Source organism: Mesorhizobium robiniae (assembly GCF_040545535.1).
Taxonomy (GTDB): Bacteria; Pseudomonadota; Alphaproteobacteria; order Rhizobiales; family Rhizobiaceae; genus Mesorhizobium; species Mesorhizobium robiniae.
Map to the genome: position 1 here is coordinate 181,184 of NZ_JBEPMC010000008.1, position 14,513 is coordinate 195,696.

Consider the following 14,513-nt stretch of genomic DNA (forward strand, 5'->3'; position numbering starts at 1 on the left):
CTGAAATGCCGGGGTTGAGTTCGGCGGAGTGCGCCGCTATGTCTCGGCCACGAAATTCTAGAGTTGGAATTGATGAAACCGCGCATTGCAGTCCTCGGTTGCGGATACTGGGGTAGCAACCACATCCGCACCCTCAAGACGCTCGGCGCGCTGTATGCGGTCTCGGACGTCAACCCCGCCCGCGCCGAAGGCTTCGCCAGTGAACAGGATTGTCTGGCGATCGAGCCGGAGGCGCTGTTTGCTCGAAAGGACATCGACGCCATCGTCATGGCGCTGCCGCCGCAATTCCATGCCGACATGGCGGTGAAGGCCGTCAAGGGCGGCAAGGACGTGCTGGTAGAAAAGCCGATCGCGCTAACGGTGGCGGATGCCAAGCGTTCGGTGAAGGCCGCCGCCGACAATGGCCGCGTCTTCATGGTCGGCCATGTGCTGCGCTTTCATCCAGCCTTCGAGACGTTGAAGGCGCTGATCGACAATGGCGAGCTCGGCGAAGTCCGCTATATCCATTCGCACCGGCTCGGGCTCGGCAAGTTCCATACCGAGAACGACGCGCTGTGGGACCTGGCGCCGCACGATCTGTCGATGATTCTCGCCATCACCGGTACGGAACCGATCGAGGTGCGCGGCGAGGGGGCAGCGCTCCTCGACAATCTCAGCGATTTCGCACATCTGCACATGCGCTTTCCCAACGGCCTGCGCAGCCATCTCTTCGCATCGCGGCTCAATCCTTACCGCGAGCGGCGGCTGACCGTGGTCGGCACCAAGGCGATGGCGGTGTTCGACGATGTCGAGCCGTGGGAACGCAAGCTCGCCGTCTACCGCCACGCGGTATGGCAAGACAGCGGCCAATGGGCTTTCACCACCAATGAGCCGTCCTATGTGGCGGTGGGCAAGGGCATGCCGCTGACGCGAGAGCTCGAGCATTTCATCCAGTGTATCGAGACGCGGGCAGAACCGCGCACCAGCGGCGAGGAAGCCATCAGGGTGCTGCGCATCCTGACCGCCGGCACGATTACCCACACCGGATCGTCTTCCCGAGAGAACAGTGCCGCTGTGTTAGAGCCTGATCCGTCCCGATAGAGTCGGGATCGTGGTCTATTCGGCGGGAACCTGCGCCGGCCGGGCTGCCAGCCGTGTCAGCATCGCCTCGGCCTCGGCGCCACGCTCGGAACGCTCGATGAAGCCGCCGCCGAACACGCGGGCCTCGTTGCCATCGTCGGAATAGAGAACGCAGGCCTGGCCGGGCGCGATGCCGGACTCGCCATCGACCAGTTCCACCCAGGTGATGCCGGCATTGTGATGCAGCACGGCTGGGCGCGGCGGGCGTGTCGAGCGGACCTTGGCGAAAAGCTCAAGCCCGGCCGCCGGGATGTCGGACAGCGCAGCGTCGCCCAGCCAATTCATGTCGCGCAAATAGATCTTATGCGTCTCCAGCGCCTCGCGCGGGCCAACGACGACACGGGCCTGGTCGGCGTCGAGATGGACGACGTAGAGCGGCTCGCCAGAGGCGATGCCGATGCCGCGGCGCTGCCCGATCGTGTAACGCAAAATCCCTTCATGGCGGCCGAGCACGCGGCCGTCGATATGGACGATGTCGCCCGGATTGGCAGCAGTCGGCTTCAGCTTGGCGATGATGTCGGAATATTTGCCCTGCGGCACGAAGCAGATGTCCTGGCTGTCCTGCTTGGCAGCGACCGTCAGCCCCATTTCCTCGGCGATGGCGCGAACCTGCGGCTTCGACAGGCCGCCGAGCGGAAAGCGTAGATAGTCGATCTGCGCCTGCGTGGTGGCGAACAGGAAATAGCTCTGGTCGCGGTCCGCGTCGACCGGCCGATACAGTGCGCGATGAGCGCCGTTGGCGCCGGAGCGGATGTAATGACCGGTGGCCAGGGCATCGGCGCCGAGCTCCTTGGCGGTGGTCAAAAGATCGGCGAATTTCACCGTCTGGTTGCACGAAACGCAAGGGATCGGCGTTTCGCCGGCTACATAGCTCTCGGCGAAGGGGTCGATCACCGCCTTGCGGAAACGCTCCTCATAATTGAGCACATAATGCGGAATGCCGAGCGTCTCGGAGACGCGGCGGGCATCGTCAATGTCCTGGCCGGCACAGCACGAGCCGGCCCGGTGCGTTGCCGCGCCATGGTCGTAGAGCTGCAGCGTGACGCCGACGACGTCATAGCCTTCGCGCTTCAGAAGGCCGGCAACGACCGACGAATCGACGCCGCCCGACATGGCGACAACGATGCGAGTGTTTTCGGGACGTCCGGGAAGATCGAGGCTGTTCATGGTTCTTTCGTTCTGCACGGCACCTGAATGACGACGCTTGAATGCCAATGGCAGGAATATAGGTCAAGCTTTCCAGCTGCGCCAGCTTGGCGAACTGGCCGATTTTTTGAACGGATTCGGCGCCTGCGAGCGGATATGTCAAATGCCGACGAAAAGACTAACGCGGCGTTCATGATCCTTACCTAGCTATTAGGGTCTGCTTAGGCAAATTTTAAAGCTGTGGCGGTAATGTGGTGGGGATTGGGTCTTTGAGTTTTTAGTAGAGAGTACGATGACCGATCTTGTTAGACCGCGAGTCAAATATGTTATCGGGCCAGACGGCAGCCCCCTTACGATTGCCGATCTACCGCCGACGAACACACGCCGCTGGGTTATCCGGCGCAAGGCGGAAGTGGTGGCGGCCGTGCGTGGAGGGCTTTTGAGCCTCGAAGAGGCGTGCCAGCGCTACAAGCTGACCACCGAGGAATTCCTGTCTTGGCAGGCGTCGATCGATGAGTATGGCCTTGCCGGACTGCGCACAACGCGCATCCAGCAATATCGGCATTAAGGCTGGTTCGAGGAAGTCAAAAGGCGCGATGATCCGCGCCCTTTTTGTTTTGCCGGAACGGTTTTCTCTGCTGCCACGGGGACGGTAAGCTTTCCCGCTTCGACAATCTTGCCACGTTCCACAACGCCAGACGACATCCGCTTGACGCGGATGTTTTACGCTCGGCTCTCGACTTGGTAGCATCGCCGACGTTGAGCAAGGCTTACCACCACCGGTCTTGAGCACCTTCAGCGGGCGCTGCGCCTGCATAACGCGGTTGGCCGCAAAACATGAACGGGTATGGGCACCGTAAGCCTGGCAGCTGCTCGACCAATGAGCGGCGAGATGAGCAACGCCCTGATCAGCCGATCATGGCGCTGCGGCCGCCGGTCTCGGCGTCGCGGATCTTGGTGTCGCGCGATTCGAGCATTTCCGCTTTGGAAAGCTCCGCTTCGGCCTCGCCGAGCAGTGATTCGGCAACGCTTCGCTGCTGGGCAAGGTCGCTTTGCGAATTTCTGAGGTTGTCGCGGCGCAGGCGCGCTGCCTTGGCGAAGGTCGGATAGGCAAAATGGTTGATGTCGGTGATGCCGGCTTTCTTTTCTTCGGCAGTGATCTGAAGCTCCAGTTCGACAGCCATGCGCTCAAACTCGGCGATCATCATGTCGAGTTGCAGCAATTGCCGCCGCTTCTCGTTCACCTGAAACTGCTTCAGCCGAACGAGGTTTTCACGTGACTTCATGATTCGGTACTCCTGGAAACGCACACCTGCACATATCGTCCAATCCACCTGGCAAACCTCAGGCGTCACCCGTTTCCACCGACTTTACCGGAACTATGGGAAACAAATTCCTAAAGTTTTTTGCCGGCGGTAACCATTCGTTTACGGGCATTGTTAATCATACGGCTCAGGACTTAAGGCCGGGTAAAAATTCCGGCTCTCGACGCGGAAGCACGGCCGGCGAGTCCCTTGAGTCACTTAGTCTGGCTTATTAATGTTTTGCATTAGCGGTTTGGTTCTGTGATTCACTATTAGATTCAACAAGGTGTAGAAAGGGGTTAAAAAATCTGGTACCGTCAACGGCACGGAATTAGGTTTTGTTAACCATTCGATGGCAGCCTCTGCTCAGGCAATCACTGCTCCGGTCCTGGACGGGTCGTGAAATGGTCCGGCAGCAGAAAAGGGGAATGAAATGCGTGTTCTGCTGATAGAAGATGACAGTGCGACCGCACAAAGCATCGAGCTGATGCTGAAATCGGAAAGTTTCAATGTCTATACCACCGATCTTGGCGAAGAAGGTGTCGATCTAGGCAAGCTCTACGACTACGATATCATCCTTCTCGATCTCAATCTTCCTGACATGTCGGGATATGAGGTCTTGAGAACACTTCGCCTTTCCAAAGTGAAGACGCCGATCCTTATCCTCTCCGGCATGGCCGGCATCGAGGACAAGGTACGCGGCCTCGGCTTCGGCGCCGACGACTACATGACCAAGCCGTTCCACAAGGACGAACTGGTCGCCCGCATCCACGCTATCGTGCGGCGCTCCAAAGGCCATGCGCAGTCGGTCATCACCACCGGCGACCTTGTGGTCAATCTCGATGCCAAGACCGTTGAGGTTGGTGGCCAGCGCGTGCATCTGACCGGCAAGGAATACCAGATGCTGGAGCTGCTCTCGCTGCGCAAAGGCACCACGCTCACCAAGGAAATGTTCCTCAACCACCTTTACGGCGGCATGGACGAACCGGAGCTGAAGATCATCGACGTCTTCATCTGCAAGCTGCGCAAGAAGCTCGACGCCGCTTCCGGCGGCCAGAATTACATCGAGACGGTTTGGGGCCGTGGCTATGTGCTGCGCGAGCCGGAAGATATCCGCGTTAGCGCCTGAACCTCCGATCCGATCACCGACAAAAATCCGGCTCCGGCCGGATTTTGCGTTTATGTAGCAGATATCGAAGCGCCGTTTCCGGAGGCCATGCGACCAATCCGGAAAGAAGTCAAAAAACCGTTAGGTGAAAAGTCTCTTGATCGATACTTGGTGCCGGTCCAGATGAGAGGCTTATTCTTTCAGCCGTGATGGCGCAGTAAATATTGTCCGGAAAAATGCCTATCTGTTCTTTTCGATCAGCTTAGTGGCGTCAGGCCGCCGAAAGCACGATTTCCTCCGCGGTCGCGTGGATCGATATCGTCATATTGGCCTCGCGTGCCAGAAGCAGCGTGTAGTAGGGCTGCACCGAATGCGCATCGATCGGTTCCTCAGGCTTGTTGCCGGAATGGAGCTCCAGGAATTTGGGCGGCACGCGAAGCATCGGACCGCTGGCGGCGAGCGCAAAACGTGGTTCGGTGTCTAGGTTCTCAAGCGTGACCGTAAGCTTGCCGCCGCGCGGTATGGCGGCGTTGGCGACCAGAATGAGATTGAGCAGCAGCTTGACCTTGTTCTTGGGCAGCAGTGCTCGGGTTCCGTTCCAGATCAGTTCCGGCTTCTCGTTCTTCAGGAAGGCGATCGCAACCGCCTCGGCGTCCCCGGTGTCGATCATCATGCCGGCAGAACCGGCTGCGCCGAAGGCGATGCGGGCGAATTGCAGGCGCGCCGAAGCGTTTCTGGCGCTCTGGCGAATCAATTTCATGGCGTCTTCGTCGGCGCCGCCTTCGTCGAGCAGTTCAAGCCCGTTGTTTATGGCACCGACCGGCGAAATGATGTCATGGCAGACCCGGCTGCACAAAAGCGCTGCGAGATCGGGTGCGGAAAGGGTGAAAAGCTCGGCCATCGGCGAAAGTCCCTGCAAAATTTCACTAGAAATGGCCGGGCGATCGATGATCACGCCTGTCCACACGAATCACACTCTCTCCCAAGGCCTACTGAATACACAGCGCCTGAGCGTGCAGCAACAAATCCGGAATTGTCGTTATCGAAAATGGTGTGTTCACGCAGGATGCGGATCCTGCACGGGCGACGCGAAACCGGCTCGAAACCAGCCTTCTAACCGCCATCTTCATGTGAGAGCTTAATGGTTGAAAAAGGATTACGGCATAGTTTGCCCATAACAGTCATCCTTAACGGCCGCCAAAGAGCCGCACGGATGCGAGGCGTCGGCGAAAGTGCTCCCTGACGGAGATTGGAAGCATGTTTTCCCGATACTACGACCGGAATTTTTTCCGTGTCATCTCAGACCGGAATCTCTTCCGTGTCACCTCAATGGCAATCGCTCTCATGGGCCTTGTCGTCTTTTCAACCTCGGCTTCGCGGGCTCAGGAATACACCGCTCAGGAGATCGTCGATTCCGGTCATAAATTCTTCGGCGCGACGTCGGGCGGGCTCGCCACCGTCGTCGAGAAGATTTTCGCCTCCTACGGCCTGCCCAATGGCTATCTGCTTGGCGAGGAGGGCTCGGGTGCGCTGATCGGTGGCCTGACCTACGGCGAAGGCACGCTCTACACCAAGAATGCCGGTGATCACAAAGTGTTCTGGCAGGGGCCGTCGCTTGGCTGGGATTTTGGCGGCGAGGGCTCGCGGGTGATGATACTGGTCTATAATCTCGACGATGTGACCAGCCTCTACAATCGTTACGGCGGCGTTGCCGGCTCTGCATACCTCGTGGCTGGCGTCGGCTTCAACGTGATGAAGAACAACAATGTGCTGCTGGTCCCGATCCGTACCGGCGTCGGCGCCCGGCTTGGTGTCAATCTCGGCTACCTCAAGCTTACCCAGCGCGCCACCTGGAATCCGTTCTGAGCAAGCGGTGCCTCGTCTCTTGATTGATTCCAAGGCCGACGATCCGAACATCGTTGCGGCAGACCCTTGCCGCAGCACTGGAATTCCGTCATGCGGACATGGCACAGTCCCTAACGGTCCATAACGGATAGTCATCTTGGTTCAGTCGGTCCTGTTCTTCGTCCTCGGCTTTCTCTGCGCCGGCTTTCTGGCGCTGATGATTGCCCCGGCCATCTGGCGCCGGGCTGTGACGCTGACACGCAGACGAGTCGAGGGCTCGATGCCGCTGACGCTGGCCGAGATCCAGGCCGAGAAGGATCGCATCCGCGCCGAGTTCGCCATGTCGACGCGCAAGCTTGAGATGAGCGTCAAATCGCTGCGCGAGAAAACGGCCGAACATCTTGTCGAGATCGGCCGCGGCCGCGAGGCACTGAAGGAGCTGGCGGTCGAGCGGAAGGACAAGAAACGGGTCCTTTCCGAACTCGAGGCCAAGAGCAAAGAATTTCGGCAGCACGAAGATCAGTTGCAGCTCTTGTCGGATCGGCTCGCTCAAACCGAGCGTGCGCTGGAAAAGCGTGCGCTCGAGCTGAAAAAGCTGGAGCACATGTATGACGACGCCAGCTTTTCTTCCAGCAACCGCCAGATCGAACTTGTGGCGCGCGAATCCGAGCTCCAAAAGCTGGCCGACGACATTTCTCTGCTGCGCGGTCAGCGCAGGGAGGCGGAGAGACGCCAACAGGAGATTGCGGCCGAAAACAAGGCGGCGCAAGACGCGCTGAAGGCCGAAAAGAAAAAGACCGGCGAACTGGACAAGAAGGTCGAGCGCCTGCTCGCCACGCTTGCCGATCGCGAGGATAAGCTTGGCCGCTGCGAAAGGGAAATCGCGCGGCTTCGCGAAAAATCGAAAAGCGTGGAAAACGCGTCGGCGGTGCGTCTCGCGGCAGCACAAGGCAGCCAGGCCAATGCGGCCGTCAAAGGCGACGGCATCGAAAAAGCCATCGCCAAGCTCGACAGCGACCGGGAGCAGTTGGAGGCGAGACTGATGGCGCTGGCCCGCGAGAACAAGAGGCTGAAAACGGATCTTGCCGCTTCCAAATCCGGAGAGGGCGACGATGCGCGCCGGGCCAGCGCTGCGTTGCGCGACCAGATGAGCGACCTGGCGGCGCAGGTCGTGGCCCTGACGGCAAAGCTCGACGGGCCGGAGTCGCCGATCGCAAAGGTGCTTGCGGCGCCCAGGCAACCGGGGAGCGGCGAACGCAGTCTTGCCGATCGGGTGCGGGCGCTGCAGAAGGCCGAATCGATGCAGGAACCCAGGCCGTGATGCTGCTTTCTGCGGCTCAGGTCCAGCTCGCCGAAAAATGATGCAAGGCGATCGCCGACGCGGCGGCGACATTCAGGCTGTCGAAGCCTTCTGCCATATCGATTCGCACCGTCCGCAGGCGGGCGAGCAGGCCCTCGGGCAGCCCTTCGCCTTCAGTGCCGAGGTAGAGCGCCAGCCGTTCAGTCCTTTTCGCATCGCGAATATCGGTTTGGCCACGCGGCGACAAAGCGAACTGGCCGAAGCCCAACCGGTCGAGCGCCGTGGTGAAGCCGACGGTCTCAGTGAACGAGGCGAAGGGAACCTTCAGCGCGGCACCGACCGAGACCCGGATCGCCTTGCGGTATAGCGGATCGCAACAGGTCGCGTCCAGAAACACGGCGTCGGCGCCAAAGGCGGCGGCGTTGCGAAAAATCGAGCCCATATTGTCGTGGTTGGCGATGCCGACCAGCGCAACGATCAACGCGCGCGCGGGCAGGGCGTCAAACAAAGCCTCTGCAGGTTGCGCCTCGCCCTTGCGGCCGATCGCCAATATGCCGCGATGCATGTGAAAGCCGGCAATCCTGTCCATGACCTCGCCGGTAGCCACGTAGACCGGAAGGTCCGTGGGCGCCTTGCGCAGGGTTGCGTCGAGGCCTGCCAGCCGGTTTTCGAGCACCAGCACCGATTCGGCCGAAAAGCGTTTGGCCGCGAGCAGCATCTCGAGCACCACCTTGCCTTCGGCAACGAAACGGCCCTGCCGTCCGGCAAGATCGCGCTCGCGGATATCGAGATAGGCGGCGATGCGCGGGTCTTGCGGGTCGTTGATACGAATGTGGCGCATGCTTGCCTCGGCGGCCTCGCATCGGCTTGTTTTCAGATAGCACGATGCGAAGACTCATAGTGTTAGAGCGTACTTTCGTGCGCCCAGATGGACGCACGTCGCTCTAAAAATCGTCAGCGAGCTAAGGGGTGCTCGGCTGGCCGGTCAAGTCCCGGAGCGACGCAGGCGGTACGTCATTTGCGACAGCTCACCCTCGCCGAAAATCCCGTCCAGCGTCTTGAGAAGTTCGCGCACGGCATCGGATTTGCATGAATAGTAGATCATCTGCCGGTCGCGCCGGGTCTCGACGAGATCGAGCGCCCGCAATTTGGCCAGATGCTGTGACAAAGCGGATTGGCTGAGCAGAACCTTCTCGGCGATGGCGCCGACCGACATTTCGCCGTCGGCTAGATAGTTCATGATCAACAGTCGTTTCTCATTGCCCATCAGCGTCAGAAACGCAGCCGCTGATTCGGCATTGGCGATTAGCTTTTTCGAGACCATCGATCCCCCATACCTTCCTGCTCATCCGGCGCTATGGGGGCAATAGCGTCTGATTCCATAGACTCACTCGCGAATGTGCGTTGGCGATTCAACGCTACCGGGAAAGGGTAGAACATTTCACTCAAATCTCAAGACTTGCTTTCAATCCGACGCGATTTACTGTCGGGCTGTGTTTGATCTGCCGCTCGGCCGGTTTTTGCCATGTCGACCAGAACATGCCTGAGCTCGCGCGCCGTCCTCAGGGGCTCGGGAAAGAAGACCCGGCAGACATCGTCGCCCGACGCCAGGTCCATGCCATCGGCGTCGAAGCCGGTGAGGACCCAGCTATCGCCCGCGGCCTTGGCGAAATGGCTGGCATAGATGGCAATTGCGTCGCTGTGATCGGCGTTCATGTGATCGAGGGCGGATTGTTCGCCGGCGGCAAGTTCCTCGGCGATCAGCGTGGCCGTAATCAGATCGGTGCGCTCCAGCAAGTAGGCCTTGCCAAAGCCGCCGTTGAGACTGGCGCGCTCCGGCTCGAGGCGGAAGATCGAGAAGTCGCCAAGTCCGGCATAGAGTTTCGCTTTGGGGTTGCGGTTGAGATAGCGCCGTTCGGCGCGGGCATGCTCGCCGGATCCGCGCTCAAGCCGTGCTGCCCGACAGACAAGCGTCAACCGTGGGTGCGCCAGCGGATCGCCCTTGCCAGGCTCGCCCACCAGCAGCGAACAGCGTGGATCGGCGAGGATCGCCCCGGTATGGGAAGACAGCATCGATACGAGGATCAGCGGCGTGCCGTCGATATCGGTGGCGACACCGACCCTGCTGGCCAGCGGCGAACCGGTCCCTGGCTCTATCACCGCCAGCGCGCCGAAACGGGCGCGGCGGATCAGCGTCTTCGCCAGTCTGATCGCTTCGGCGTCGGTCTCGCGGATCACGTCCTTCTTTCGGTCGTCCAAAATGCTCACCGTTTAAGCCGATCTTTCTTGTCCAGTTATCAATCTATCGCACCGGATTTGACAAGGACCCCAGATTTGAAAAGGGCCTCGGCCTCGCTTTTCGAAAGGCCGAAGCGTGCCAGCACCGTAGCCATCGCCGCCTGACGATCGTGATCGGCCGGCATGCCGGCAAGCGTCGGCCGCGAGCGCGAAAAGCGCGGCGCCGGGGCAGGGCGATCAAGCACACCCGACGTCACAAAGGCGTTGCGAGCGCGATTGTGCGGATGATCCCTGGCTTCCCTCGGCGACAGAACCGGTGCGACGCAAGCATCGGTCACGGCAAAGAGATTGGCCCAGTCGTCGCGTGTCTTCTGCCCGACCCGATCGGCAATGGCGGCGCGCATCTCCGGCCACAACGTCCTGTCGTATTGGCCCCTTACAAAACGCTCGTCGAGGGGCAGCAATCTCGCGAACTCGGCGAAGAACCGGGATTCAAGGCAGCCGACGGCGATATACCGTGCGTCCGCCGTCTCATAGGTGTCGTAGAACGGCGCGCCGGAATCGAGCAGGTTCGCGCCGCGCGTATCACTCCACAGGCCGGCCGCCATCAAGGCGTGAATAGGTGTCGTCAACATCGAAGCACCTTCGGTCATTGCCGCGTCGATCACCTGTCCCTTGCCGGTGCGCGAACGCTCAAACAGGGCGGCCAGCGCGCCGGTAATCAGCATCATGGCGCCGCCGCCATAGTCGGCGACCAGGTTGAGCGGCGGGACTGGCCGGCTTCCTTCCTGGCCGATGGCGTGCAGCACACCCGAATAGGCGAGATAGGTGATGTCGTGGCCGGCACGACCCGATAGCGGTCCGTCCTGGCCGAACCCGGTGATGCGGCCGTAGATCAGTGCCGGGTTTCGCGCCAGTACAGCATCCGGCCCAAGACCAAGCCGCTCCATGACGCCTGGACGAAACCCTTCGACGAGCATGTCGGCCTTTTCGGCAAGGCGCAGCACCAGTTCGGCGCCTTCGTGGCGCTTCAGGTCGATCCGCAGGATGGTGCGGCCGTGATGATCGATGTCGTATTCATCGGGTAGCGACAGAAACGGCTCGGTCGAACCGGTCCGCTCGATGCGCAGCACCTCGGCTCCCATCTCCGACAGCATCAGGCCGGCCAGCGGCACCGGTCCAATCCCTGCCATTTCGATCACTGTCAGACCGGCGAGCGGGCCGGTCTTCGCCTGCGGGATGACTTCGGCACTCATGGTCGGGCACTCATGGTCGGCTACTTCGGCGCCATGCGGATGGCGCCGTCGAGGCGGATGGTCTCGCCGTTGAGCATCTGGTTTTCGACGATGTGCAGCGCAAGGGCTGCATATTCGGAAGGCTCGCCGAGACGGGACGGGAAGGGTACCGCGGCGCCTAGCGAATCCTGCACCTCTTGCGGCATGCCGGCCACCATGGGGGTCTTGAAAATGCCGGGCGCGATGGTGCAGACGCGAATACCCGACCGGGCAAGGTCGCGCGCCACCGGCAGCGTCATGCCGACGACGCCACCCTTGGAGGCTGAATAGGCCGCCTGGCCGATCTGACCGTCATAGGCAGCGACCGATGCGGTGTTGACGATGACGCCGCGCTCGCCGCCCTCCAGCGGCTGAAGCTTGGCGGTCCGGTCGGCGACGAGGCGGATCATGTTGAAGGTGCCGATCAGGTTGACCTCGATCACCTTGCGGTATTGGTCAAGCGGGTGCGGACCGTCCTTGCCGATCGTCTTCATGCCGATGGCGATGCCGGCGCAATTGACCAGGATACGGGGTTCGCCGAGCCTCTTTGCCACTTCCGCCACGCAAGCGGCACCGCCGTCGGCGCTGCTCACGTCGCATTGGATGGCGATGCCGCCGATATCGGCCGCAACCTTCGCCGCACGGTCGATGCCGAGGTCGAGGATGGCAACGCCGGCGCCCTTCGCGGCCAGCGCACGCGCCGTCGCCTCGCCAAGGCCGGAGCCACCGCCGGTGACGATCGCAATCTGGCCGTTCGGATTCATGCCAGCGTCCTCCATCCTGCCGCCCACATGCTACGAAGCCCGACAGGACGGCGCAACAGCATCCGGATGGTCACGCCATAGCGGCGACATGCGCGGCAACTCTTGCCTGATCGGCGTGGCAAACCTCCCCCACCAGCCTTGCCACCGCACCCGGCACGATCTCATGCGACAAAAGCCGGTCGAGATCGACCGGGCGCGGCATCGAGATTTGCCCACGCGGGATTCTCTTGAAGCCGAGCGGGCCGTAATAGGGCTCGTCGCCGACAAGCATCACGGCCGGCACGCCGGCCTTGGCGGCGGCTTCCAGCGCGATCGCGACCAGCCGGCGGCCGATGCCGAGATTCTTGAACGCCGGCCGCACGGCAAGCGGTCCAAGCATCAGTGCGCGGCCGGCGCCGGCCGCGATACGCGTCATGCGCACCGAGGCGACAACGATGTCGCCATCGACGGCCACGAAGGACAGGGAGCGTTCATGCGGGCCGCCCTCACGGATCTTGTAGGCGCCCAGCACGAAACGGCCCGGCCCAAAGGCTTCGTCGTTGATGGCTTCGATTTCGGGGTCGTGCGCCGGAGTTTCCGGCAGGTATTTCACGTCGGCAAGGCTCATGGTCTTTGCGTTCCGGTATACGGGGAAGGTTTGCTGCAAACGGCAGCGTTCGCCAGTCAGCGCTTCATTAAGCGCGGGCGCCCTTTCGTCGTCGGTCGAACCGGATCAAAGCAAAGTCGAACATGCGGATTGTCCGCTAGCATCAATCCTCAGCCACTGCAATCGGCCGTTTTCGGGTGCCGTTTCGCCCAAGTGACGGTCTGTTCAGCACATGGCGACTTCGGCGGCGCCGCCTTGCGCCTAAATGGTGAAGAGGATGCAGGGAGATTTAGTATGGGACTGCTGGTCGACGGTAAATGGCAGGACCGCCGGCACGACACAAAGGACAGCGGCGGCAGGTTCGTGCGGGCGCAGTCGCAATGGCGCGACTGGGTCACGGTCGACGGGGTGCCGGGCGAAGGTCGCAAGCGCGGCTTCAAGGCAGAGCCCGGCCGCTACCATCTCTACGTCTCGCTTGCCTGCCCCTGGGCACACCGGACGCTGATCTTTCGAGCGTTAAAGAAGCTCGAGGATGTGATTTCGGTCTCGGTCCTCCATCATTTCATGGGCGCCAATGGCTGGACATTCCTGACCGCGGACGGCGCTACCGGCGATACGCTCTACGGCCTCAATTTCCTGCATCAAATCTACACCAAGGCCGATCCCGCCTATTCCGGCCGCGTGACGGTGCCGGTTCTGTGGGACAGGCGAGAACAAACGATCGTCTCCAACGAGTCCTCCGAGATCATACGGATGCTCAATTCAGCCTTCGACGAATGGGGCGATGCCAATCTCGATTTCTATCCGCCAGCGCTGCGCGGCGAGATCGAAGCGGTTAATGCGCTGGTCTATCCCTCGATCAACAACGGCGTCTACCGCGCCGGCTTTGCCACCACGCAAACGGCCTACGATGAAGCGTTCGGCGAACTGTTTTCGGCGCTCGACCAACTCGAGGACCGCCTGTCTCGCCAACGCTATCTCGTCGGTGACCGCATCACCGAGGCCGATTGGCGGCTGTTCACGACGCTGGTCCGCTTCGATCCGGTCTATGTCGGCCATTTCAAGTGCAACCTGCGCCGCATCGCCGACTATCCGAACCTGTCGAACTATCTGCGCGACCTCTATCAGGTTCCAGGCGTTTCAGGCACGGTGAACCTGCATCACATCAAATCGCATTATTACGGCAGCCACGAGACGATCAACCCGACACGCATCGTGCCGGTCGGACCAGATCTGGACTACGCGGCGCCGCATGATCGCAATCGGTTCAAGAAGGCGGCGTAATCACCAGTAGAATGAGGGCGGTTCGCCGTCAAAAATCTCGGCAAGCCGCCGCAACGTGGCCGGCGTCGTTCCTTCCGGCAGGCGGTCGAGCGGAAAGAAACCGGCTGCGGCGATCTCGCGGTCGGGCAGCTTCGGCGCCGTCTGATCGAACTGCTCGACCAAATAGAGGCCGACGTGATCGCGGCGGCTGGCCCGCCGGTTGAAATGCATCGATTTCAGCACCGGCGGCGCGGTCAATGCAATGTTGCCCTCCTCGGAGAGCTCGCGCGCCAGCGCCTCGATCATCGTCTCGCCCAGCTCGACGCCACCGCCTGGAAGCTGCCAGCCTGGTACATAGGTGTGGCGAATGAGGAAGACGGAATTGGACGTGCGGTCATGGATCAAGCCGCGCACTCCGAGCGTCATCGGCCTGCGCAGCACGAAATACAGATGAAACAGCCTTGCCCTGAGACCCGGCCAGCCGGTCTGGCGTAAACCTTCTTCCGGATCCGGAGATGTCATCACCCACGAAACCGTGGGTGGAAAGCAGCGCGCGCGTCGCTTAT

At 61.2% G+C, this 14,513-nt stretch carries 16 protein-coding genes; 6 read left to right on the forward strand and 10 right to left on the reverse strand.

From position 1 onward, the window contains the following. The first annotated feature begins 72 nt into the window (after positions 1-72). Positions 73-1,080, forward strand: coding sequence for a Gfo/Idh/MocA family protein (locus ABID19_RS22460; protein WP_354493156.1), 1,008 nt, complete (start codon positions 73-75; stop codon positions 1,078-1,080). A 15-nt stretch (positions 1,081-1,095) separates the two neighbouring features. On the opposite strand, the gene mnmA is transcribed toward ABID19_RS22460, so the two are convergent. Beyond that, positions 1,096-2,286 carry a tRNA 2-thiouridine(34) synthase MnmA gene (gene mnmA, locus ABID19_RS22465; RefSeq protein ID WP_354493157.1) on the reverse strand — a complete coding sequence of 397 codons (1,191 nt, stop codon included), beginning with the start codon at positions 2,284-2,286 and terminating at the stop codon, positions 1,096-1,098. Between the two features lie 271 nt (positions 2,287-2,557). On the opposite strand from mnmA, the gene sciP reads away from it, so the two are divergent. Next, entirely contained in the window at positions 2,558-2,833 is a 276-nt protein-coding gene (gene sciP / locus ABID19_RS22470) for a CtrA inhibitor SciP (protein WP_006203587.1), read from the forward strand. 340 nt (positions 2,834-3,173) lie between these two features. Here the strand turns inward: sciP and ABID19_RS22475 are convergent, their stop codons facing one another. Beyond that, complete coding sequence (locus tag ABID19_RS22475) at positions 3,174-3,551, reverse strand: flagellar export protein FliJ (protein ID WP_029349790.1); 378 nt, start codon at positions 3,549-3,551, stop codon at positions 3,174-3,176. Positions 3,552-4,002: 451 nt separating this feature from the next. On the opposite strand from ABID19_RS22475, the gene ctrA reads away from it, so the two are divergent. Continuing rightward, a complete protein-coding gene (gene ctrA / locus ABID19_RS22480) occupies positions 4,003-4,698 on the forward strand; it encodes a response regulator transcription factor CtrA (protein WP_006203583.1) in 696 nt (231 codons plus the stop codon). Between the two features lie 250 nt (positions 4,699-4,948). Here ctrA and chpT read toward each other — a convergent pair whose 3' ends face one another. Then, complete coding sequence (gene chpT / locus ABID19_RS22485) at positions 4,949-5,578, reverse strand: histidine phosphotransferase ChpT (RefSeq protein ID WP_077380165.1); 630 nt, start codon at positions 5,576-5,578, stop codon at positions 4,949-4,951. Positions 5,579-6,006: 428 nt separating this feature from the next. Between chpT and ABID19_RS22490 the strand changes: the two genes are divergently transcribed. After that, on the forward strand, positions 6,007-6,543 hold the full coding sequence (locus ABID19_RS22490; protein WP_352933800.1) for a DUF1134 domain-containing protein: 537 nt from the start codon (positions 6,007-6,009) through the stop codon (positions 6,541-6,543). 136 nt (positions 6,544-6,679) lie between these two features. Further along, complete coding sequence (locus ABID19_RS22495) at positions 6,680-7,843, forward strand: coiled-coil domain-containing protein (RefSeq protein ID WP_354493158.1); 1,164 nt, start codon at positions 6,680-6,682, stop codon at positions 7,841-7,843. A gap of 16 nt (positions 7,844-7,859) precedes the next feature. On the opposite strand, the gene ABID19_RS22500 is transcribed toward ABID19_RS22495, so the two are convergent. From ABID19_RS22500 to ABID19_RS22525, 6 genes are all read right to left on the reverse strand, one after another. Then, positions 7,860-8,663, reverse strand: a complete 804-nt coding sequence (locus ABID19_RS22500) for a TrmH family RNA methyltransferase (protein WP_354493159.1) — start codon at positions 8,661-8,663, stop codon at positions 7,860-7,862. Positions 8,664-8,807: 144 nt separating this feature from the next. After that, positions 8,808-9,146 (reverse strand): ArsR/SmtB family transcription factor, encoded by a 339-nt coding sequence (locus ABID19_RS22505; RefSeq protein ID WP_352933312.1) that lies wholly within the window; start codon positions 9,144-9,146, stop codon positions 8,808-8,810. Positions 9,147-9,274: 128 nt separating this feature from the next. Next, positions 9,275-10,081, reverse strand: a complete 807-nt coding sequence (locus ABID19_RS22510) for a HugZ family pyridoxamine 5'-phosphate oxidase (protein WP_354493160.1) — start codon at positions 10,079-10,081, stop codon at positions 9,275-9,277. A 38-nt stretch (positions 10,082-10,119) separates the two neighbouring features. Next, the gene (locus tag ABID19_RS22515) at positions 10,120-11,316 is read right to left on the reverse strand and encodes a CaiB/BaiF CoA transferase family protein (RefSeq protein WP_354493161.1); all 1,197 of its coding nucleotides are present in this window, start codon (positions 11,314-11,316) and stop codon (positions 10,120-10,122) included. Positions 11,317-11,336: 20 nt separating this feature from the next. Next, complete coding sequence (locus ABID19_RS22520; RefSeq protein ID WP_354493162.1) at positions 11,337-12,098, reverse strand: 3-hydroxyacyl-CoA dehydrogenase; 762 nt, start codon at positions 12,096-12,098, stop codon at positions 11,337-11,339. A 70-nt stretch (positions 12,099-12,168) separates the two neighbouring features. Further along, positions 12,169-12,705, reverse strand: a complete 537-nt coding sequence (locus ABID19_RS22525; protein ID WP_354493163.1) for a GNAT family N-acetyltransferase — start codon at positions 12,703-12,705, stop codon at positions 12,169-12,171. Positions 12,706-12,978: 273 nt separating this feature from the next. Here ABID19_RS22525 and ABID19_RS22530 point away from each other — a divergent pair, with 273 nt between their 5' ends. Further along, positions 12,979-13,968 carry a glutathione S-transferase family protein gene (locus tag ABID19_RS22530; protein WP_354493164.1) on the forward strand — a complete coding sequence of 330 codons (990 nt, stop codon included), beginning with the start codon at positions 12,979-12,981 and terminating at the stop codon, positions 13,966-13,968. Here the strand turns inward: ABID19_RS22530 and ABID19_RS22535 are convergent, their stop codons facing one another. Further along, a complete protein-coding gene (locus tag ABID19_RS22535; RefSeq protein ID WP_354493165.1) occupies positions 13,969-14,469 on the reverse strand; it encodes an NUDIX domain-containing protein in 501 nt (166 codons plus the stop codon). Positions 14,470-14,513: the final 44 nt, after the last annotated feature.